Origin of the sequence: Salipiger marinus (genome assembly GCF_035481585.1) — a bacterium.
Lineage (GTDB): Bacteria > Pseudomonadota > Alphaproteobacteria > Rhodobacterales > Rhodobacteraceae > Salipiger > Salipiger marinus.
In genome coordinates, this window is record NZ_JAYKSL010000026.1 from 31,462 (window position 1) to 51,685 (window position 20,224).

At 64.6% G+C, this 20,224-nt stretch carries 24 protein-coding genes; 10 read left to right on the forward strand and 14 right to left on the reverse strand.

Annotated features, from left to right (window positions below; translation table 11 throughout):
* Positions 1–67 precede the first annotated feature (67 nt).
* The 3 genes from VK682_RS23445 to VK682_RS23455 all read right to left on the reverse strand — a co-directional run bounded on the left by VK682_RS23445 (position 68) and on the right by VK682_RS23455 (position 2,197).
* Positions 68–247 (reverse strand): hypothetical protein, encoded by a 180-nt coding sequence (locus VK682_RS23445; RefSeq protein WP_074647535.1) that lies wholly within the window; start codon positions 245–247, stop codon positions 68–70.
* On the reverse strand, positions 244–1,149 hold the full coding sequence (locus VK682_RS23450; RefSeq protein ID WP_093744123.1) for an ArdC family protein: 906 nt from the start codon (positions 1,147–1,149) through the stop codon (positions 244–246). The genes VK682_RS23445 and VK682_RS23450 overlap by 4 nt, the downstream gene beginning before the upstream one ends.
* A 697-nt stretch (positions 1,150–1,846) precedes the next feature.
* On the reverse strand, positions 1,847–2,197 hold the full coding sequence (locus tag VK682_RS23455) for an ArsR/SmtB family transcription factor (RefSeq protein ID WP_007803330.1): 351 nt from the start codon (positions 2,195–2,197) through the stop codon (positions 1,847–1,849).
* A gap of 63 nt (positions 2,198–2,260) precedes the next feature.
* Between VK682_RS23455 and VK682_RS23460 the strand changes: the two genes are divergently transcribed.
* On the forward strand, positions 2,261–3,112 hold the full coding sequence (locus VK682_RS23460) for a cation diffusion facilitator family transporter (protein ID WP_007803328.1): 852 nt from the start codon (positions 2,261–2,263) through the stop codon (positions 3,110–3,112).
* 206 nt (positions 3,113–3,318) lie between these two features.
* Entirely contained in the window at positions 3,319–3,951 is a 633-nt protein-coding gene (locus tag VK682_RS23465; protein WP_324782630.1) for a tyrosine-type recombinase/integrase, read from the forward strand.
* Between the two features lie 185 nt (positions 3,952–4,136).
* On the opposite strand, the gene tnpC is transcribed toward VK682_RS23465, so the two are convergent.
* The 4 genes from tnpC to VK682_RS23485 all read right to left on the reverse strand — a co-directional run bounded on the left by tnpC (position 4,137) and on the right by VK682_RS23485 (position 7,779).
* On the reverse strand, positions 4,137–5,702 hold the full coding sequence (gene tnpC / locus VK682_RS23470; RefSeq protein ID WP_324782631.1) for an IS66 family transposase: 1,566 nt from the start codon (positions 5,700–5,702) through the stop codon (positions 4,137–4,139).
* 68 nt (positions 5,703–5,770) lie between these two features.
* Positions 5,771–6,124: an IS66 family insertion sequence element accessory protein TnpB gene (tnpB, locus tag VK682_RS23475; protein WP_324782632.1), complete on the reverse strand. Its 354-nt coding sequence runs from the start codon at positions 6,122–6,124 to the stop codon at positions 5,771–5,773.
* Positions 6,121–6,546 carry an IS66-like element accessory protein TnpA gene (gene tnpA / locus VK682_RS23480; protein WP_324782633.1) on the reverse strand — a complete coding sequence of 142 codons (426 nt, stop codon included), beginning with the start codon at positions 6,544–6,546 and terminating at the stop codon, positions 6,121–6,123. Before tnpA ends, tnpB begins: the two co-directional genes overlap by 4 nt.
* Before the next feature lie 411 nt (positions 6,547–6,957).
* Positions 6,958–7,779: an IclR family transcriptional regulator gene (locus VK682_RS23485; protein WP_324782634.1), complete on the reverse strand. Its 822-nt coding sequence runs from the start codon at positions 7,777–7,779 to the stop codon at positions 6,958–6,960.
* 96 nt (positions 7,780–7,875) lie between these two features.
* Here VK682_RS23485 and VK682_RS23490 point away from each other — a divergent pair, with 96 nt between their 5' ends.
* The 8 genes from VK682_RS23490 to VK682_RS23525 all read left to right on the forward strand — a co-directional run bounded on the left by VK682_RS23490 (position 7,876) and on the right by VK682_RS23525 (position 16,044).
* Entirely contained in the window at positions 7,876–9,318 is a 1,443-nt protein-coding gene (locus VK682_RS23490) for an NAD-dependent succinate-semialdehyde dehydrogenase (RefSeq protein ID WP_324782635.1), read from the forward strand.
* 26 nt (positions 9,319–9,344) lie between these two features.
* Positions 9,345–10,613 (forward strand): ABC transporter substrate-binding protein, encoded by a 1,269-nt coding sequence (locus VK682_RS23495; RefSeq protein ID WP_324782637.1) that lies wholly within the window; start codon positions 9,345–9,347, stop codon positions 10,611–10,613.
* 63 nt (positions 10,614–10,676) lie between these two features.
* Positions 10,677–11,573 (forward strand): branched-chain amino acid ABC transporter permease, encoded by an 897-nt coding sequence (locus tag VK682_RS23500; RefSeq protein WP_324782640.1) that lies wholly within the window; start codon positions 10,677–10,679, stop codon positions 11,571–11,573.
* Entirely contained in the window at positions 11,570–12,511 is a 942-nt protein-coding gene (locus VK682_RS23505; RefSeq protein WP_324782641.1) for a branched-chain amino acid ABC transporter permease, read from the forward strand. The genes VK682_RS23500 and VK682_RS23505 overlap by 4 nt, the downstream gene beginning before the upstream one ends.
* Positions 12,508–13,263 carry an ABC transporter ATP-binding protein gene (locus VK682_RS23510; protein ID WP_324782642.1) on the forward strand — a complete coding sequence of 252 codons (756 nt, stop codon included), beginning with the start codon at positions 12,508–12,510 and terminating at the stop codon, positions 13,261–13,263. The genes VK682_RS23505 and VK682_RS23510 overlap by 4 nt, the downstream gene beginning before the upstream one ends.
* Positions 13,256–13,915 carry an ABC transporter ATP-binding protein gene (locus VK682_RS23515; protein WP_324782643.1) on the forward strand — a complete coding sequence of 220 codons (660 nt, stop codon included), beginning with the start codon at positions 13,256–13,258 and terminating at the stop codon, positions 13,913–13,915. The genes VK682_RS23510 and VK682_RS23515 overlap by 8 nt, the downstream gene beginning before the upstream one ends.
* Before the next feature lie 36 nt (positions 13,916–13,951).
* Positions 13,952–14,899, forward strand: a complete 948-nt coding sequence (locus VK682_RS23520) for a cyclase family protein (RefSeq protein WP_324782644.1) — start codon at positions 13,952–13,954, stop codon at positions 14,897–14,899.
* Positions 14,900–14,919: 20 nt separating this feature from the next.
* A complete protein-coding gene (locus VK682_RS23525; RefSeq protein WP_324782645.1) occupies positions 14,920–16,044 on the forward strand; it encodes a zinc-dependent alcohol dehydrogenase family protein in 1,125 nt (374 codons plus the stop codon).
* Between the two features lie 935 nt (positions 16,045–16,979).
* Here VK682_RS23525 and VK682_RS23530 read toward each other — a convergent pair.
* The 7 genes from VK682_RS23530 to VK682_RS23560 all read right to left on the reverse strand — a co-directional run bounded on the left by VK682_RS23530 (position 16,980) and on the right by VK682_RS23560 (position 20,152).
* Positions 16,980–17,321 carry a hypothetical protein gene (locus VK682_RS23530; protein WP_074647542.1) on the reverse strand — a complete coding sequence of 114 codons (342 nt, stop codon included), beginning with the start codon at positions 17,319–17,321 and terminating at the stop codon, positions 16,980–16,982.
* Positions 17,322–17,587: 266 nt separating this feature from the next.
* Complete coding sequence (locus VK682_RS23535) at positions 17,588–17,788, reverse strand: hypothetical protein (protein ID WP_093744248.1); 201 nt, start codon at positions 17,786–17,788, stop codon at positions 17,588–17,590.
* A gap of 64 nt (positions 17,789–17,852) precedes the next feature.
* On the reverse strand, positions 17,853–19,205 hold the full coding sequence (locus VK682_RS23540) for a class I SAM-dependent methyltransferase (protein ID WP_093744247.1): 1,353 nt from the start codon (positions 19,203–19,205) through the stop codon (positions 17,853–17,855).
* A gap of 11 nt (positions 19,206–19,216) precedes the next feature.
* The gene (locus tag VK682_RS23545; RefSeq protein ID WP_157903888.1) at positions 19,217–19,381 is read right to left on the reverse strand and encodes a hypothetical protein; all 165 of its coding nucleotides are present in this window, start codon (positions 19,379–19,381) and stop codon (positions 19,217–19,219) included.
* A complete protein-coding gene (locus VK682_RS23550) occupies positions 19,378–19,734 on the reverse strand; it encodes a hypothetical protein (RefSeq protein ID WP_093744246.1) in 357 nt (118 codons plus the stop codon). Before VK682_RS23550 ends, VK682_RS23545 begins: the two co-directional genes overlap by 4 nt.
* Complete coding sequence (locus VK682_RS23555) at positions 19,731–19,940, reverse strand: hypothetical protein (RefSeq protein WP_093744245.1); 210 nt, start codon at positions 19,938–19,940, stop codon at positions 19,731–19,733. Before VK682_RS23555 ends, VK682_RS23550 begins: the two co-directional genes overlap by 4 nt.
* On the reverse strand, positions 19,937–20,152 hold the full coding sequence (locus VK682_RS23560; protein WP_324782646.1) for a hypothetical protein: 216 nt from the start codon (positions 20,150–20,152) through the stop codon (positions 19,937–19,939). The genes VK682_RS23555 and VK682_RS23560 overlap by 4 nt, the downstream gene beginning before the upstream one ends.
* Between the last annotated feature and the right edge of the window lie 72 nt (positions 20,153–20,224).

Genomic DNA, 20,224 nt, shown 5'->3' on the forward strand with positions numbered 1-20,224 from the left:
CCCCGGCCCCGTCAAACATAGCACCAGGGCAAAGAAAACCCCCGCCGGGGGGCGGGGGCTGACAGGTTCAAAGCTCGATGCCGGGGCGCAAGTTGCCGTCTTGGTCCAGCCATTGCCGCGCCTCGGCGCAAGCGTAACAGATGCAAGAGCCCTCGCCCTCGATCGTCACCGGCGCGAAATAGACCGGCGGGTTTATCCTGCCGCATTTGCGGCAGGACAGGCGGGGCAGGGTGTGGGGGCCGCTCATGCGGCCACCTGCTTTTCGCCCTCGGCAACGCGGGCCTTTTCGTTGATGTAGTCCACGGCCTTCTGTGCCTCGGCGGCAGCCTTGAAAATCATTTCCTTGTCGGATTTCAGGGCCTCAAGCCATCCCTCGACATATGCCGCGCTCTGGTCAAACTGCGGCTCGACGCCAAGCTGAACGGCAAGGAAACATGCGCCGATCTCGGCCACCAGCTCGTCAAATGCGTATTCCTTACGGTTCGCATGGGCCTTCTGAGTGGCAAGGCGCTTTTCGCCGCAAGCCCAATGCGTCAGCTCGTGGGCGAGTGTCCCATAGTATCCGGCGGCGCTGTAGAACGTCGCAATCGGAGGCATATGGATGTGGTCTTTCGTCGGGTGGAAGTAGGCGCGCGGTTCCTCCGTGGTGATGATTTCCGCCCCGCTGCGGGCAAAGAAAGCGTCAAGCTCGGCGTCGGCCTCGGTGCCAAGATCGCGGGGCGGTTCCGGGCGGATGTAATAGGCTTCCGGCAAGCCCTCGATCTGGTCGGCATTGAAAACATTGTTGGTCTTGGCAAACCGGATGCGGCGTTTTCCGTCCTCGCCCTCTACCGCGTTCTCGTCCTCGCGCTCAATCGAGCCATAGAAAACAGATTTCGTCGCCTTCTCGCCCTTCTTCACACAACCGCCAAGCTCAAGGGCCTGTTTGAAGGTCATCCAGCGCGCGGAATTGTAGCCGCGAACATGCGCCGTCGCCCAAAGCATCAGAATGTTGATGCCTTGATAGGAATCGCCATTGTGCCGCAAGGGAAAGCTCGCGCCGCTCATGTCGCCCGTCCACGGCTTGCGCCACGGCGGGGTGCCCGCCTCGATCTGCGCAATGATCGTGTCGGTGACGTGCTGCTTGATGTCAAAACGCTCTTTAGCCATGACTGGCCTCCTTGTGGTGATGCCCTATCCGGTCTGGTGCCGAAAATTGGGGCGGGGTTTCTGGCGAGGACCGCTGCAAGCGGCCCTCTCCTGAAAGCCTGCCTCCCGGCGAGGGCAGGAGGGGGGCCCACGCAAGCTCCATGACAAGGAAGGGGGGGAGGGGGATCACCCGGCCACGCAGCTCGGCCCCCGGCCGAGACCGTGGTTGGGGACACCCCCCCTGACGCCGCTCATGGGGCTTGCGTGGGGGAACCGGCGGTTCCCGATACGGACAGGGCGCGCTCGCGCGGCATGGCCCAAGGATGCAGGGGGCGTTCGGCTTGTCCGAATCCCCCCTGCCAGTGTGATCGCCGCGCTGTCAGGTGTCAGGCAAAACCGACTTTTGTGTCAGGTCGCTGACCCATCTCGCGGGTGCAGAACGCCTAGCGGTCGTTCGTGCGTAGCGCGGCGAACGCCCGGAAAGAGCCCTTTGCGGAAGTGTCAAATTCTCGCTGCGCGCGCTCGCAGCGGAATTTTTGCTGTGACGCGGCAAATCTTATGCCGCATCGCAGCTGTGGATCCGGTCGTTCGTGCGCCGCGCAGCGAAACCCTCGGGAGCAGCGACCGCAGCGCGGACAAAGGGTGCATTCGCTGCGGATGCGCAGATGGCTGCTTCAGGTTTGGCGCACCGATAGGACATTGCAGCAGGTCGCGCCGGTTAGTCCGTATAGCTTTGGCAGGCATCAACTCCGTTGGCTGTCGAGGCAAGTAGCTGATCTGCATCACGGATGAGATCGGCGACCCGCCTGTCCGCCAGACGATACCGAACGAAGCGGCCTTTGCTGCGGCGACTGACCAGCCCGCATTCCAGCAGACAGCGCAGATGGTTCGAGACGTTGGGCTGACCCAAACCCGTATGCCCGACGATTTCCTGCACGTTGCGTTCGTCCGACACCAGCGCATCGAGGATCGTCAGACGGCTGGGATCGCTTAGGCCCCGGAAGAGCTTTGCCCGCAGTTCCAGTGTATCGGGTGCCGAAAGATCGTCTTGAATGTTTTGCGCTGTCATATCATTATCCACTGATACGTTAGCAGCGTACCTTTTCGCCCGCCACCACAAAAAGGATCGCACATGAGCCAGCCCGATAACAGCAAGTTGGCGACAGCCTCCTCCCCGATCCGAATGCGGGTGCAAGGCATGGACTGCGCGAAAGATGCCGCCGAGATCGAGCGCGCGGCCCGGTCTGCGGGCGTGGCCGAAGGCGACGTGAAAGTGTCCGCCGCCACCCACATCATGACATTGCGGATCGCGGACGGCGATCTGCCGAAAGTGCGGCCCGCGCTCGACGCGACCGGCTACGGTTTCGAGAAGATCGAGGACGGCGATACATCGTCCGATCCGGCCTACAAGGACCCGAGCTATCGCCGCGCGCTCTGGATCGTGGTCGCGCTCAATCTCGGATACGGCGTGGTCGAAATGTTCGGCGGGTTCCTGTCCGGTTCGCAGGCGCTGAAGGCAGACGCGCTCGATTTTCTGGGCGATGGTGCGATCACGTTTCTGGGCCTGCTCGCCATCGGCTGGAGCCTGACATGGCGGGCGCGGTCGGCGATGATCCAAGGCGTGTTTCTGGGCCTTCTGGGCCTTGGCGTTGTCGGCAGCACGCTCTGGCGTGTCCTCAACCAGACCACGCCAGAAGCCGGGTTGATGGGAGCCTTCGCGGTAGGTGCGCTGATCGTAAACATCCTCGCGGTGCTGCCGCTGCTAAAGCACCGCAAGGGTGATGCCAATATGCGAGCCGTCTGGCTGTTCTCTCGCAACGACGCCATCGGCAACCTCGCCGTGGTCATCGCCGCCGGGCTGGTCGCGTGGCTTGGCAGTGCATGGCCCGACCTGATCGTCGCGTTCGCGATCGCGGGGCTTTTCCTGCATTCGTCGTGGATGATCATCCGCGATGCCCGGAGTGACTTGGTGGAAGCTGACTAACTCCATCATGGTGCGACGCGCCGGACGAAAGCCGACATTCGCGCGCCCCGCAGCATCGGTGAGTCTGGGCTCGAAGCCGACCTGCGGCAGCGCGGCGTCGGAGGCTGGCGATAAGCTTTGTCACCGGTCGTTCGCGATCTCGCTTACTATCGCGGGGTCACGTGATGTCGACGCCTGGGCCGGGAGGGACGGATGGAGGAAATCCTATGTCCAAGATCCAACTCCCCGTCGCCAAGCCGAAGCGACGTCCCTGGAACCGCGGCAGACTCGTCGGCCAGAAACGGCCCCTGCTGCCTAAACAGGTCTGGGCGATCCGCGCGCGCCTCGAACTCTCAGGCAACTTGCGCGATCTCGCGCTGTTCAACCTGGCCATCGACAGCAAGCTGCGCGGCTGTGACCTCGTCAGACTCAAGGTCGCCGATCTCGTCGTTGGAGGCTGCGTTCGCGAACGCGTCTCCGTCATCCAGAGCAAGACCCAGCGCCCCGTTCAGTTCGAAGTCACGGAAAACACTCGCGCGTCGATCTCGGCTTGGGTGGCACGGCCGGAAATGATCGGCTGCGCCTTCCTGTTCCCGAGCCGGTTTCACGACAGAGCGCACGTCTCCACGCGGCAATACGCGCGGCTCGTTCGGGATTGGGTTACGGCGATCGGCCTCGAGCCGAGCGGCTACGGCACGCACTCGCTGAGGCGCACCAAGGCGGCGCAGATCTACCGCAAGACAGGCAATCTTCGCGCGGTCCAGCTCCTGCTTGGTCACACGAAGGTGGATAGCACAGTCCGCTACTTGGGTGTCGAACTCGAGGATGCCCTGAGTATCGCCGAGTCGGTAGACATCTGATAGTCTTGGCGAACGGCTTATGCCGTTCGCCATCCGAGACCGGACACGCAGCGGCGTGCCCATCAATGCTGGCTTCGAGCCCCTCCAAGACGTTGGTTTTAGTGGCCCAAGGAACGATTTGCCCTTGCTTACCGCAGCGCAGCATCGCAAGACCGCCGCCCGAACGTAAGCGCCTTCCCGGGGCCCTACGCGGCGAGGCTTGACGGGTCGCAGAACTGCCAGGGCATGAGCGCTTCGATCCGGCTCTTGGGGTGGCCGTCGAGCAGCGCCCGCAGGGTCTGGGCGATGTAGTCGACGGGGTTCACGTCGCTCATCTTGCAGGTGGCGATCAGCGAGGCGAGCATTGCCCAATTCTCGGCGCCGACCTCGTGCCCGGCGAACAGCGCATTCTTCCTCGTAAGAGCAATGCGACGGATCTGGTTCTCGACCGGGTTGGTATCGAGCTCGAGCTGGCCGTCCTCCAGGAAGCGGATCAGGCCGGGCCAGAGGCCGAGAGTATAGCGGATGTCCTCGGCGAGCTTCGACGAGCGGGGAATGCGCGAGAGCTGTGCCTCGAGCCAGGGGCGCAAGGCGGCGATGATGGGGGCGGCATGCTCCCTCCGCGCGGCCAACCGGGTCGCGGGCGGCTGGCCCCGGACCGCCTTCTCGACGGCATAGAGATCGGCGATCCGGTGCAGGATCTCCTCGGCGATGGGCGAGCCATCGGCCTCCAACCGCTTCACGAAGCGCCGCCGGACATGGGTCCAGCAATGCACCAGCTGCCAGGCCCCCTCGGGCCGTTCGACCCCCGTGAGCTTATCATAGGCACTATAGCCGTCGCACTGGACGAAGCGGCCGCGATAGCCTTCCAGGAAGCGCAGGGCGTGCGCGGCGCCACGCCCGGGCGCGTAGTGGACCATCACGACCGGGGGCCCGGTGCCGCCATGGCCCCGGTCATCGGCGACCACCGACCAGAAGTATCCCGTCTTCGTGCGCTTGCGCCCCGGCGACAGGACCGGCGCCCGCGTCTCGTCCATGAAGACGCGGTCGGCGGCCTTCAGGTGTTCGCGCATCTGCGCCACGATGGGTCGCAGATGGAAGCAGGCCCGGCCGACCCAGCTGCCCAGGGTGGCACGGTCGAGGGTCAGGCCCTGACGGGCGTAGATCTCGGCCTGTCGGTAGAACGGAAGGTGGTCTCCGAACTTCGAGACGATGACCTGCGCGATCAGGGCCTCGGTTGGCAGGCCGCCGGGCACCACGTGCTCGGGGGCATGCGCCTGGACGACGGCTCCCGAGCAGCGGCGGCAGGCATAGCGGGGACGGCGCGTCACCAGCACCCGGAACTGGGCGGGGACGATGTCGAGGCGCTCGGAGGTGTCCTCGCCGATCCTCGTCATCTCGCCGCAGCCGCAGGGACAAAGGGTGCTCTCCGGGGCGATCACGCGCTCGATCCGGGGCAGATGCTTCGGCAGGTGACCCCGGTTCCGGGCCGGTGCGCGCGGGCCGGTGGCGCCGTCCCCCTTCAGCGCGCGCCTGGCCCGCTCCTGCGCGGCCTCCAGCACGCCCTGGGCGAGCTCGACATCCTCGAGCGGCAGGTTGAACTGCTCCGGGTCGAGCTTCTCGGAGCGCGCCGCGAACTTCTCCCGCTGTAACTCGCCGACGATGCTCTCCAGTCGCCGTTGTGCCTCCACCGCCTCCTCGAGGGCGGCTTCCGTCTCGGCGAGGCGCGCCTTCAGAGAGGCGTTCTCTTCGGAGAGGGCGGTCTCGGTCATGCGGCGGATCATGCACAGCCCCTCCGGGCCTGCCACCGCCAAAGCCCGGTCGAGTCACTACGTCGCAGTCAGCCCGCCAACTCCGGACGCCGAGCGGCCTCGGGGCGGACCAGGCGCCAGTCGATCCCCTCGAACAGCGCCGCGAACTGGGCGGGCGACATCCGGATCACCCCGTCCCGGACCTGCGGCCAGACGAACTTGGCGCCTTCGAGGCGCTTGTGGACCAGCACCATGCCGGTCTGGTCCCAGATCAGCACCTTGATCCGGTCCGCCCGCTTGGCGCGGAACACGAAGGCGGCGCCGCTGAAGGGATCGAGCCCCATCATCTCCTGGACGGCCAGGGCGAGGCCGTCGATCCCCTTGCGGAAGTCGACCGGTCTGATGGCCACGTAGATGCGCAACTGCCCGTGCGGCGAGATCATCGCGCCCCCGCCCGGATGGCGCGGATTACCCGCCTCAGCTGCTCCTCGTCGATGTCAGCCTCGACGCGCAGGGTGGCGTCCGCCAGGGTCAGCTCGATCCGTCGTGCCGGGGATGGCGCGGAGGGCTTCCCCGGCTCCTCCGGTGGTGTCTCCACCACCAGGGCGGCGAAGGCGGGCTCCGACATCATCTCGTCCGGAACCGCCAGCTTCCCTGCCGCCAGCTTCTTGCGCCAGTCGTATACCTGCCAGCGCGTTACCCCGTGCCGACGGGCCACATCGACCACACGGGCACCGGGCCAGAGACTCTCGGCGGCGATGCGGGCGCGTTCGGCCTCGCTGCGTTGCCGACGCCCGCTGCGCCCTTCGATAACCTCCATCCGGCCCGCGTAGCCGTCGGAGGAGCCGTCCAAACAGTCGTCCATTTTGCCGTCCAATCGCCTGTCTCAACAGCGATTGGTCTCTCACGGACCGGCGACGTCAGGCAGGGAGGGGAGCGGCAAGGCGCTTACGCCCGAACGTGGCGCAGCAAAGAGCCTCATGTAGGATCAGATTGCGCGGCGATACCGGCGATGAACCGGTCGTTTCTCAGATCCTCCGGAGGATCGCTAACGGCGCCCGTTTCACAGCAAGGCGACACCAGAGAGAATGCCCGGCGCGGTTCGAGTTTCTCTTGAGCTTATCACGCCAGACGTACGTCGTGCAGAGCCGCTCCACGCTGACGTCTTTCTAAGGCGGTCGGCGCAAGACCGGGAAAGCCAGCGCAATGATCCTTTTCGTCGTGGATGTTAGAGCTCACGCTTCGGCGTCACCCCGTTTGGCCAGCGCAAAAGTTCTCAGGGACGCTTCGACAGTTCAGCCCCAGTCTGTTCTTCGATAACTGCCCCCATCCGCTCCGATATCGTGCGGGCCATGCGGGTCAGGGTTGCTACGACGCGCTGGTCGGTCTCAGAGGTGCGCTCCGCTGCGGGCAGGCTGACCGCAACGCCTGCGACCGCCTCGTTCGCCGCGCCGAGGACGGCGGCGCCGAAGCAGACCATCCCGTCGCTGACATACTCAAGATCCAGCGAGTATCCGCGTTTGCGGGTCTGCGCGACGAGGGCGAGCACTTCATCCAGCTCGCGCGGGGAGTTCCGGGTCAGCGGCTCCGGCAACCCGTCACGAAAGCGGTAGCGGATTTCGGCATCGCTCATTTGGCTCATGAAGGCATGACCGGTCGCGGTGAAGGCCATGGGCAGGCGCATCCCGACGCGGAAGTTGAACCACGGCGTGTTCTCGGAATTGCGCGCGCCGATATAGACCACGTCGTTGCCGTCGCGCATCGACAGTGTGATGGTCGCTCCCTGCAGACGGACCGTGCTTTCGTCCCAGATGCGGGCAAATTCCGTCGCAACATCGCTACGCTCGGAGAATGCGGTCGCCCATCTCATGAGGCGGGGCCCGACGATGAATGTCTGGCGCGATGTCCGCAGCAGAAGCCTTTCGTCGATCAACGTCCGGGTCAGTGCGTGGACCGAGCTTTTCGCCAAGGCCAGCCGTTCGGCCAGATCCGACAGGCCCAGGGCATCCGGTTCGGCGGATACAAGGTCAAGCAAAAGCGCGGCGCGTGCCACCGCGGGGACAGCGGGCTTGGTCGCCTCGTGCGTATCCTCTGCCATGTGCGGACTCCCATTGACGAACCGTATCCCTGCACTTTATACAATAAATCGAACCATGTTCAATATACTGAACAAGCCGGGGAATAGCAGCGCGACATGAAAGACCATCTTCGTGATCCAGAACTGTTCCGGACGGACGCCTATGTGAACGGTGCATGGGTGCCCGGCGGATCGCGTTCGACGGTCACCAATCCGGCCACGGATGCAGTGGTGGCCGAGGTGGCCGAACTGTCCCGGGACGAGACTTCCGGCGCCATCGAAGCCGCCTCGGCGGCCTTCCCCGACTGGTCGGCGATGACCGCAAAGGAACGGTCGGATATCCTGCGCCGATGGGCCGATCTCATGCTCGAGAACGCCGATGACCTTGCGCGCATCCTGACAGCCGAGATGGGCAAACCCCTGGCCGAGGCAAGGGGCGAGATCGCCTATGGCGCCTCGTTCTTCTACTGGTTCGCCGAGGAAGCCCGCCGCGTCTACGGCGATGTCATTCCCGGCCATCAGCGTGACAAGCGTATCCTCATCCTGAAGCAGCCAATCGGCGTGGCGGCATCCATAACGCCGTGGAATTTCCCCAACGCGATGATTGCCCGCAAGGTCGCCCCGGCCCTCGCCGCCGGCTGCACCTTCGTCGCCCGCCCGTCCGATCTGACGCCGCTTTCGGCATTGGCCATGGCCGAGCTTGGCGAACGCGCAGGTGTGCCTGCGGGCGTATTCAACGTGGTGACTTCGACCGCCGCCGATGCCATCGGCCGGGAATTCTGCGGGAACCCTGCGGTTCGCAAGTTAAGCTTCACCGGGTCGACACGGGTCGGCCAGATCCTGATGGCGCAGAGCGCCCCGCAGATCATGAAACTTAGCCTTGAGCTGGGGGGGAACGCGCCCTTCATCGTTTTCGACGACGCCGATCTTGACGCTGCGGTCGATGGGGCGATGATCGCCAAGTTCCGCAATGCCGGGCAAACCTGTGTTTGCGCCAACCGGTTCTATGCGCAGGACGGTATCCACGACGCTTTCGTCGCGCGGCTGGCCGAAAGGGTCGGGGCCCTGAAAGTCGGGAACGGTGCCGAGGATGGGATCGAGATCGGGCCGATGATCAACGATGCCGCCGTCGAGAAGGTGCAGGCGCACCTGACGGATGCCATGGACAAGGGTGCGGCCGTGGTGACCGGCGGGACCAGCGGCTCGCGCTTCGTGAACCCCACGATCCTTACGGGCGCCACGCGCGAGATGCGCCTCGCCCGGGAAGAGACGTTCGGACCGCTCGCCGCAGTTTTCCGCTTCAAGACCGAGGCCGAGGCGATCGAACTGGCCAACGACACGGAGTTCGGACTTGCCGCCTATTTCTACGCCCGCGACCTGTCGCGCGTGTACCGGGTGATGGAGCGGCTCGAATACGGGATGGTGGGTGTGAATACCGGCCTCATCTCGACAGCCGAAGCGCCCTTCGGCGGAGTGAAGATGTCGGGCCTCGGGCGCGAGGGCTCACGATACGGGATCGATGAGTATCTGGAGCTGAAATACGCCTGCCTGTCGGTCTGAAAACATTGTCTTTGGGAGGAGATACGATGAAACTGGAAACCTTGACACTCGGCCTTGCCGGAGCCGCCTTCGCGGCCGGTGCGGCCATTGCCCAAGATGGCGAGCCGATCGAACTCGGCATCCCCGTCTTCCTGTCCGGCGCGGCCTCCGGTCCGTTCGGCCTGCCGCAGCAGAACGGCGCGAACGTCCTGATCGAGGCGCTGAACGCGGGCGAGGTTCCCGCACCCTACGACACGGTCGGGATCAACGGCCGCATGGTCGAGGCCACGTATGTCGACGAAGCCGCCGATCCCGTGCAGGAATACCGCAACCTCGTCGAGCGCGAAGGCGTGGACGCGGTCGTGGGATACACGTCCTCGGGCAACTGCAAGGCCGTCGCCCCCTTGGCCGAGCAGCTGGAGCAGCTCACCGTGCTCGTCGATTGCGGCACGCCGCAGATCTTCGAGTCGGTCGTGACCGATCCGACCTATCTCTTCCGCACCGGCCCGACCGGCACGATCGATTCCGTGGGCGCGGTCCGCTACCTCGTGGACACCGGCGTGGACATGAGCCGGGTCGCCGGGATCAACCAGAACTATGCATGGGGCCAGGATGCCTGGGCCGACTTCACCGGCTCGCTGACCGCGCTGGAGACAGACTCCGAGATCGCGACCGAGCAGTTCCCGCAGGTTTTTGCCGGACAATACGGCGCCGAGGTCTCGGCCTTGCTGACCTCGAGCGCTAACGCGGTCCATACCTCGTTCTGGGGTGGCGACCTCGAAGCGTTCATCCTGCAGGCCGCCCCGCGCGGGCTGTTCGCACGTTCCGCCGTCGTCATGACCACCGGCGAGGCCGCGATGCAGCGTCTGCCAGATGAAATCCCCGAAGGTGCGATCATCGGCGCGCGTGGGCCATACAGCTACTTCGCCCCGGACACCGAACTCGCCAACTGGTTCCGCGACGCCTACGAGGCCGAGCACGGCACCCTGCCTTCCTATCCCGCATGGAAGATGGCGCAGGCGATCCTGGGCCTGAAGGCGGCATGGGAGAAGGCGGATTCGGACGACCCGGCCGAGATCGCCGCGGCGTTCGAGAACCTCGAGTTCGAGACGCCCGCGGGCACCGTTCGCATGGCCATCGGCAACGGGCACCAGGCCATTCAAGGCATCGCCTATGGCACCTTTGCCAAGGATGACGAGGGCAATCCCACGGTCGAGAACGTCATCTCCTATTCGGCGGAATGCGTGAACCCGCCCGAGGGCCAGACGGCCGCCGCGTGGATCGAAGCCGGCTTCCCCGGCGCCCAGTGCGAGTGATCTCGACCTGACGCCACGGCGGGCGCCCGGGTGCGCCCGCCGGTTCCTCATCGGACGGACGACATGCTGAAATTTACCGCCATCATGCTGGACGGGATGAACTACGCCGCGTGGCTATTCCTCGTCGCAGTGGGACTGACGCTGATCTACGGGGTCATGCGCATCCTCAACATCGCCCACGGCGCCTTCTACGCCATCGGCGCCTATGTCTGCGCCTCGGCACTTGGCGTCTTCTACGCGGCCGGACTTCCCGGCGCGCTGGCCTTTGCGGTCATGGGCGTCGTGGCGCTGGTGGCGGGTGTCATCGTCGGACTGGCGGTCGAACGCGGGGTCTTGAGGTTTCTCTACGGCCGTGACGAGGTGCTGATGGTCCTCGTCACCTACGCGTTGTTCCTGATCCTCGAGGATGCGGTGAAGCTGATCTGGGGGGTCGAAAGCTACTTCGTCTACCAGCCCTACGCCTATTTCGGCTTCATCGAGATCAACGGCCTGCCCTACCAGGTCTACGACCTGATGATCGTGGCCCTGGCCATCGTGCTGGGGATCGCCCTGTGGTTCTGGCTGGAACGCTCGCGAATGGGTCGGATGACCACCGCCGTCGTCGCCGACCGCGAGATCAGCGCGGCCATGGGGATCAACGTCACGCGCATCTTCGCCACGACCTTCGCCATCGGCACGGTCTTTGCCGTGATCGGCGGCGTGGTCACGGCGCCCAAGATCTCGGTCACCCCGGGCATCGGCGCCGAGGTCATCATCCTGGCCTTCGCGGTCGTCGTGGTCGGCGGGCTGGGGTCGATTCCCGGCGCGGCCATCGGCGCGCTGTTCGCCGGATACGCGCGGGCCATGTCGGTCCACCTCGCCCCTGCCTATGAACTCTTCGCCATCTACGCGGTCATGGCCGTCGTACTGGCGATCCGGCCCCACGGACTCTTTGCCCGCGCATCGGGACGCAAGATATGATGAAGACCGACTTCCGCCGCGAGCCGCTTTATATCGCCATCCTCGCGGGCCTACTCATCCTCGGGTTCTTCCTGCCCTCGTGGCTGCGGTTCCTGCTTCAGACCGCGATGGCCGGCGGACTTGTCGCCGTGGGCGTCTCTTTGCAGATGCGGGCGGGGCTCGTGAACTTCGGACAGGGACTCTACTATGCGCTTGGCGGCTATGCCGTCGGGATGCTGGCCGCGCAGGCCGGGATCACCGATATCTTCCTGCTGCTGATCGCCGCCGTCGTGGTGTCCACAGTGGCGGGCGTGATCCTTGGCCTTCTGCTGTCGCGCTACCGCGAGATTTTCTACGCGATGCTCTCGCTTGCCGTATCGATGATCCTCTACGGGTTGCTCGTGAAGGCAGCGTGGCTCGGGTCGACCGACGGGTTCAATATCCCCTCGCTCAGCTATCTCGGTTGGACGCCCAGCCGCGCGGTCCGGCCGGACGTTTACTACATCACCACGGCAATCCTGACGGTGCTCGCCTGTCTCGCCACGGCCCGCTACCTGACCTCAGGAGCAGGGATGCTGTGCGAGGCGGTCGCCGAGAACGAGATCCGATTGGAATACCTCGGTGCAAACCCGCGCAAGGTGGCCTTCATCGTCATCGTCGTGGCGGCGGCGCTTTCGGGTCTGGGCGGAGGTCTTCTGGCGATGTCCACGGGCCATGTCGATCCGCTGATGACCAACTGGACCACCTCGGGCGGGTTCGTCTTCGTCGCCCTTCTTGCGGGACGCGGATCGACCATCGCGCCGATGATCGGGTTCTTCCTGCTGGAACTTGTGCGGAACTACGCGCTCGATCTTGCGCCAAACGCCTGGCAGATGATCCTCGGTGCCGTAATGCTGATGGTGATCCTGCTTCTCCCCGAGGGGCTGTGGTCGCTGGTCGAACGGAGGCGCAAGGCATGAGCGATCCGATCCTCGTTACCGAGAACCTCGAAAAGCGTTTCGGCGGTGTCGTCGCGGCCAGCGAGATTTCCCTTTCGCTGTATCCGGGCGAGACCGTCGCCGTGATCGGCTCGAACGGCGCGGGCAAGACGACCTTCGTCAACATGGTCACCGGGTATCTCAAACCCTCGTCGGGCACGATCCGCTTCCGGGGCCGGGACATCACCGGGTCGAGCCCGCGCAAGACGGCGCAGGCAGGCATCCGGCGGTCGTTCCAGATCAGCCAGATCTTCCCGCAGCTCACCGCGCTGGAAAACATGATGATGGCCGAGATCGCCGCCGCGGACGGCAAGGGCGGCCTGCGCGCGACGGCGCTGACCGACACCCGCATGAAGACCGGCCGCGCCGTGCTCGACCGGTTCGGCCTGTCGCAACACGCGGATGCCCGTGTTGGAACCCTGCCGCAGGGCGTCAAGAAGCAGCTCGACATCGCGATGGCGGCGATCGACGACCCGGCGCTGATCCTGCTGGACGAGCCGACCTCGGGCGTGTCCGTCGACGAGAAGATCGAGATGATGGAGCGGGTGATCGAGCCGCTGAAGGCCGACGACGCCACGCTTCTCTTCATCGAACACGACATGGATATCGTCACCCGGTTCGCGGAGCGCACGGTCGCCTTCTACGAGGGCAAGATCCTGTCGGACGGCCCGACCGCCGAGGTTCTCGCCGATACCGAAGTCCGCAGATACGTGATCGGAGGTGTCCATGCTTGAGACACGCAACCTCGAAAGCAGCATCGCAGGCACGCAGCTCCTGCGCGGTGCCAGCCTGACCGTCGCGCCTGGCACCACCATCGGCCTGATCGGTCGGAACGGCGCGGGCAAGACCACCTTCATGCGGTCGGTCATGGGCCTGCTGCGCCCGGACCGGGGCGAGATCCTGCTGGACGGCACCGACGTCACCGCCGACCCGGCGCATACCCGCGCCGCCCTCGGCGTGGGCTACATGCCCGAGGATCGCCGCCTGATCCCCGAATTCACGGTCGAGCAAAACATCCTTCTGCCGTTGAACGCCCTCGGGGCCGAGATCGACCGATCCCGCCTCGAATGGGTCTACGAGCTCATGCCCGAGATCGCCCGCTTCGCGGATCGGCGCGCCTTGTCGCTGTCGGGGGGCCAGCAGAAGCTGGTGGCGCTCGGGCGCGCGCTGATCGTGGGGCACAAGCTGTTGTTTCTGGACGAACCGTTCGAGGGCGTCGCCCCGGCCCTTGCAGAGCGGCTGATAGACGTGATCGGCACCCTGCGCGGCGAAGGGTTGTCGGTCCTGTTGTCCGAATCCGACCATGTCCACTCGGCCGATCTTGTGGATGGTCTTTATGTCATCGAGCGGGGCGAGATCGAGAAGAAGACCGCCGCAGCGGCGTGATCGATCCCGCACAACCACGCAACGGGAGGAGAAGATATGAGACTGATACTGACCGCGGCCCTTGCCGCATCCCTGGGTCTGCCGGCGCTCGCCGAACAACACGAAGAAGCCGCCTCGGACTGGTACCCGTCACGATACGGGGCCGATGACGAGATTGGCGCGGCCAACCTGCTGACGCCCGAGATGGTGCAGCGCGCGGCGGAACTCGTGACCGACGGCAAGACCTACGCGCTTGGCATCCCCGTCGGGCCCGACACGCCCGGCTTCGGGGTCCGTGAGCTGGACATCAACGTCTTCATGCCCGGCCAGGAAGGCGGCGCGACGCTGGGGTCGAACAAGATGACCTATGTCGACGACGTCATAATGGGCTGGGTCGGCCTTGGCTCGCAGATCGACGGCCTGGGCCATCTTGGCATCGACAACGTCTTCTACAACGGCAACACCCCCGCAGACTACGTCACCACCGGCGGACTGACGAAGATGGGCGTCCACAACATTCCGCCCATCGTCACCCGCGGCATCGTGCTCGACATGGCCGGCCAGGCGAGCACCGACGTGATGGCGGAAGGCACTCTCATCACGGTCGAGGATCTGCAGGGCGCTCTCGATACGACGGGCCTGACGCTTGCAGAGGGCGATGTCGTCCTTCTCCATACGGGCTGGCTCGACCTGATCGGAAGTGAGCCCGATCGTTTCGCCGCTGGCGAGCCTGGGATAGACGGGGCCGGCGCCGCCTGGCTGGCCGAACAGGGCGTCGTCGCGGTCGGCGCCGATACGTGGGGTCTTGATGCCGTGCCGCATCCCGACGGGTTGGTCTTCCCCGCCCACCAGGAGCTTCTGGCAAAGAACGGCGTCTACATCCTTGAAAACATGGCGACGGGGCAACTGGTCGAGGATGGCGTGACCGAATTCATGTTCGTGCTCGGTCAGCCGCGGTTCGAAGGCGCGGTGCAATCCATGATCAACCCGGTCGCGATCCGGTAGCGAAAGGCAGGGAGAGAACGATGAAGGCACAGGTCACGCTTCTGCGCGAGGCAGGGGCTGCGCGCCCCTATACGGAAAGCCGGCCCCTCGAGATCGTCGAGGCGACGCTCGAAGACCCCGGCCCCGGCGAGCTTCTTATCAAGATGGCGGCAGCGGGCCTGTGCCATTCGGATCTGTCGGTCATCAACGGCGACCGGCCCCGCGACATGCCGATCGCGCTTGGCCACGAGGCGTCGGGTGTGGTCGAGGCGGTCGGGCCGGGCGTCACCCGCTTCGCGCCCGGCGATCATGTGGTCATGGTCTTCATCGCCTCATGTGGCCATTGTGTGCCTTGCGCGGAAGGGCGCCCCGCCCTGTGCGAGCCCGGCGCGAAGGCCGGTGCGGAAGGGACGCTTCTGAGCGGAAACCGCCGGATCGAAGTCGGCGGGGACAAGATCCACCACCATGTCGGTGTCTCGGCCTTCTCGACCCATGCAGTGATGAGCGAGCATTCCTGCGTGAAGATCGACAAGGACCTTCCATTGGACCGGGCCGCCCTTCTGGGCTGCGCGGTCCTGACTGGTGTCGGGGCCGTACTGAACTCGGGCCATCTGAAGATGGGCGAAAGCTGCGCGATCGTGGGGTTGGGCGGCGTCGGCCTTGCCGCGCTATTGGGCGCGGTCGCGGCCGGGGCCGAAACGATCGTTGCGGTCGATCTGGCGGAAGACAAACGTGCCTTCGCGCTGGAGCTCGGCGCGACCCACGCCATCGATCCCCGGGACGTGGACGCAATCGCGTCGGTGAAGGAGTGGACCGGAGGTGGCGTGAACCTCGCGGTGGAACTCGCCGGCGCGGCGCCCGCCCTGAAATTCGCCTACGACATCACCCGGCGCGGCGGCGTCACCGTCACCGCCGGCCTTCCGAACCCCGCAGCAACGCTCGAACTGCCGGCTGTCTCGCTGACGGCCGAGGAACGGACCCTGAAAGGCTCCTATGTCGGCTCCTGCGTTCCGGTCCGCGACATCCCCCGTTTCGCGCGAATGATGCAGCAGGGCAAATTACCCATCGAGCGCCTGATGACGCACCGCATCCGCCTCGACGAGATCAACGAGGGGTTCGAGCGCCTCGCGGCCGGCGAGGCAATTCGACAGGTCGTGGTGTTTTAGCAATCCTGTTGATCAGCGCCTCCCTGATATGCGCCACGGTGGGGCGAAGGCCCGTTACAGCGCTGTTCATCAAACGGAATCATGAGAAGCGGCGGCCAATGTGGCGCCGCCAGCGAATGTCGGGAAGGTCCGCATCGGCGGCGCTGCGACGAGGCGCAGCGAAAGGTGGGTTTAGATTCCCTGGTTTGACGCAGCCTTCAACGACCGCTTCCGTGATCTGCGCCGCGACGCAGAACCCCGGTTGCTGCAGCTGCGAGCGCCTCCATTGTCATGCTGCAGTTGCATCGGTCGCCCACCGAATGACCGGAAAGTCCGCACACCAGTCCTTCGCGCGGATCGCGGCGAAGGTCAGGTATAGGTCAGAAATGCTTGGCATCTGGGTCGGGATTGCTTGGCACGACCTTCCGACAAGATTCAGAAAATCCGCAAGTCGAGTCACTTTCGCGCGGCATTCGACACGCGCTCGCGCGGGGATCTCCGAACCCGTGTCGATCCAGTGGCCGCTAACGCGACCGGGGGGCTGTCTGCCCCCGCGCCTGGCGGCGCTCCCCCGAGGATATTTTCAGGAAGATGAAAGGGCGGAGCCGTCCCCCGCAACAGGGATCGTTACCCGAAGGGCCGAGACTCGGCCCGCTGACCGACATGCGGCCGCGGTGCGGGTTGGCTCGNTCAGGAAGATGAAAGGGCGGAGCCGTCCCCCGCAACAGGGATCGTTACCCGAAGGGCCGAGACTCGGCCCGCTGACCGACATGCGGCCGCGGTGCGGGTTGGCTCGGAGAGACAAGTCGCGCCGCACCCGGGCCGCACGAGGGCAGGGGGGCGAGGCTCGGGGCGCAGGCCGGTGCAGCCGGCCGGAGCCTAGAGCCCGGTCCCGAAAGGGAGTTGCCTGCAAAAGAAAAGCCCCGCGCAAGCGGGGCCAGGGTTTCGATGATAGATCAGGCCGCAAGCTGAAGGCGCAGCGTCGTCTTTTCACCGGCACGAAGCGGGAAATGGGCGACGGCGAAACCGCAGTCGGCAAGGAAAGAGATAATCCCAGTCGCAGTCTTGAACTCTCTCACCTTGAACCCGCCCCGCGCGGCATCCATCCGTGCAGTCACCAGCATCTGAACATCGCCGGATGGATCGACACTCTTCATGACCCAAAGGCCGTGCCAGCTCGGCCCCTTGCGGAATGGCTGTTCACGGCATTCGATTTCGAGCTGGCCGCCATGTTCCAGGCTTTGCCGTAAGCCCTGCTCGCTGATGACATTCGGGGTAAGCTGGATCTTGTCGGCCACTGAAATTCCTCGTCTGCTGCACAGCAATATTATAGCATTGCAGACAGAAAGTGCATCACTGAATGGCGGATTCCTGCCACTGGGATGCACTGGCGATGAAGGGCATGGGGGCTGTCTGCCCCCGCGCCTAGCGGCGCTCCCCCGAGGATATTTTCAGGAAGATGAAAGAGGCTAAACCAGATCGCCCTTGATCGGGTCGGTTCGCTCTGCTGGCCGCCAGCCTGAATCGAAGAGGGATACGGTTGAAGCCCCGAGATCGGCGGGCATCAGGCCCGCTCCGGCTCGGTTCCAATTCCGTAAGGGTGTGCGGGACCGTAGCGAATGCCGTCCTGCTCAAAGAAGCCCATGCTCCCGAGTAGCCAGGCGCGATGAAGCGCGCTGCCGGCGAACACGCGGCGGATCGAACGGGGGATATGCCTGCCCGCGTAGCCTGCCAGATAGGCGCGAAGATAGATGCTCTGCATCATGTCGAAAATTCCTTTGTAGCCAGAATACTAGATGGAAGGGCGGGCCGGAAGGCCCGCCCGACGATCAGGCGCGGGGCTTGTAATAGACACAGTATCCGGTGGGGATGTTCGTGCCGGAGCTGGCGAAGCTGCCCACGGGCAGATCGCGCCAGTCGCCAATTGTGGTGCCGTGGTCGTAGTAGGCGGACGCGGGCAGGATGCAGACCAGACAGCCGCCGGGCTTCAGGAATTTCACCGCGTGATCGAGGTGTTTCTTGTAGTGCCGCCCATAAAAAGGGGGGTTCATGACCACTTTGTCAAACCGCGGATCGGGCGCGACCTGAAGGAAATTCGCGGTCATGACGTGATGGCCCTTCGCGCGGGCCAGATCGGCACGGGCGGCGTCGTATTCAACTCCGGTGACGGACACGGCCCGGCTCATCCGGTTTTCGCGCAGATCGGCGTTGCGCCGGGCCAGCTCGTCCATCAGTGCGCCGTCGCCGCAGGACGGTTCTAGGATTTCCTCGCCGCCGCTGAGGTGCAGGGCGTCGATCACGGTTTCTGCCACGGGCCGAGGGCTGGCATAGAATTGCAGATCGCGGGCAACTTCGGTGCTTGGCCGCTTCGCCTCGGCCTCGTTTGGCGCGTCGGGCAGCACTTCGCCATAGAACTCGGCCAGGGCGCGGTTGATGTCTTTTCGGCCCTCGGGATCGAAAATCAGGTGGGCGTTGCCATTCTTGAAAACGCGGATGATGCCACCGCAGAAATCAGCCTCGCCGTGGCGCTGCGCCTCGTCCATCGTGTCTTCAAACTCGCGGTAGGTATAGCGCGGCTGGCTGCGATAGACGCGCAGGGCGTTGAGGGTATCTTTCACCCGCTCCCGGCCCCAACTGTTCCAGCCGGTGACATAGGAAACGATGATCCGTTTCGGCAGACCCTCAACGCCGATTTTCACTTTGGAATGGCTCTTATAGGCCGGGTCCAGATCGGTGAAGCATTCGGCCAGCCCCTTGAGGACGTGAAAGCGTTGATCGAGCAAATAGCTCCCGAACACCTCAGCGATATTTTCCAAGGTGAAGGGCAGGGGGTTGGTCAGCTTCAAGTCGAGCTGTTGCCGGTCCTTGGCGCTGGCGATGTTCTCGATATTCAAGCCTTCGTAGACGTGTTTCCATGCGGATCGCAGGAGCGTCAGGCGCACGTCGCGCTCGTATAGGCTCGGATCGGTCGCAAAGACGCGCCCGCCGTAGGTGCCGCCGATGCAAGCGGCGGCATTGATCGCGGTTTCGGCCTTCTTGAAAGCCCCGATGGCGCCGGGGATGCTTTCGGCCTTTGCATCATACTCCGCGACAATCTCGGAGAGACTGCGCCGGATCGCCGGTGCGCCGTGGTCCTTCTGGTCGGTTTCGCCAATCTTCGGAAATTCGCTGTGAAATGTCATGTTCTCGTCTTTCATCCTTGGCCCAGGAACCGCTCGCCAGCGTTCGGGCCGTATTCGATCACTTCCCAAACCTCGTGCCCGGTGCGGCTGGCGTAGCGCCATGCCGTCGCCTCGTCCTTGTGGACGCGGGGCAGGTCGTCGGGGTGTTCGCGGGTCTCAAAGGTGCGCCAGCTCATGCCTCGGTTCCCCGAGGCATGGCTGCGAAAAGGTCGTCGTTGTCCCAAGCCGGGTGCGATTTGGCGTCGGGCAGGGGATCGACACCCTTGGTCTCGATCACAAGACGGGCCGTGCGCTCGCAAGGACAGCCATAATCGTTGCGATAGTTCTCGCGGATTTGGACTTCGTAGCGGTTCGGCGTCTCAGGGATCGGCGCGACGGTGTAACGCTTGGGTGAGGATTTTCGGCCCAGCCAATCCGCGCCCCATGTGGCGGGATGCTTGTCGCGCTGATACTCGATGCAAGCCAGAATATTGCGCTTGTCGGAGGCGGTCAGGTGCCGCCCCTCGATGAGTGAAATCTGCGGTTTCATTGGGCCTTCTCCTGAAGGTAGGTGCGATACCCCTTCTGATCCGTGCTGCCGAAACAGATCACATGCTGATCGGCCAGATGGCGCAGGTCGCAAAGCGCATACTCCATCAGATCGGCCACATGGCCGGAGGCGTCAGGATAGAGCGCGGTCAGTGCATCAAGGATGCGCTCTGCCTGAATGGCGGGGGTGTTGTTGGGGGCACTCATGCCCCCATCTCCGTCCAGTCAGTTGCCCAAGTATCCATCGTTGCGACGGTTTTACCCTCGGGATCGAGCAAGCGCAGATCGGGCTTGTGCGTGGCGGCTGCGTGATGATCGCGGCCCATCCTGCGCAGCAGGTCGGGGTTGGCGGAATAGACCACTTCCGCGCCGGGCAGCCCGTCATATTCGGAGCATAGAGAAAAAAGACGTGCGGACATAAATCGTCCTCCTTGTGGTGATGCCCTATCGGTCTGGTGCCGAAAATTGGGGCGGGGTTTCTGGCGAGGACC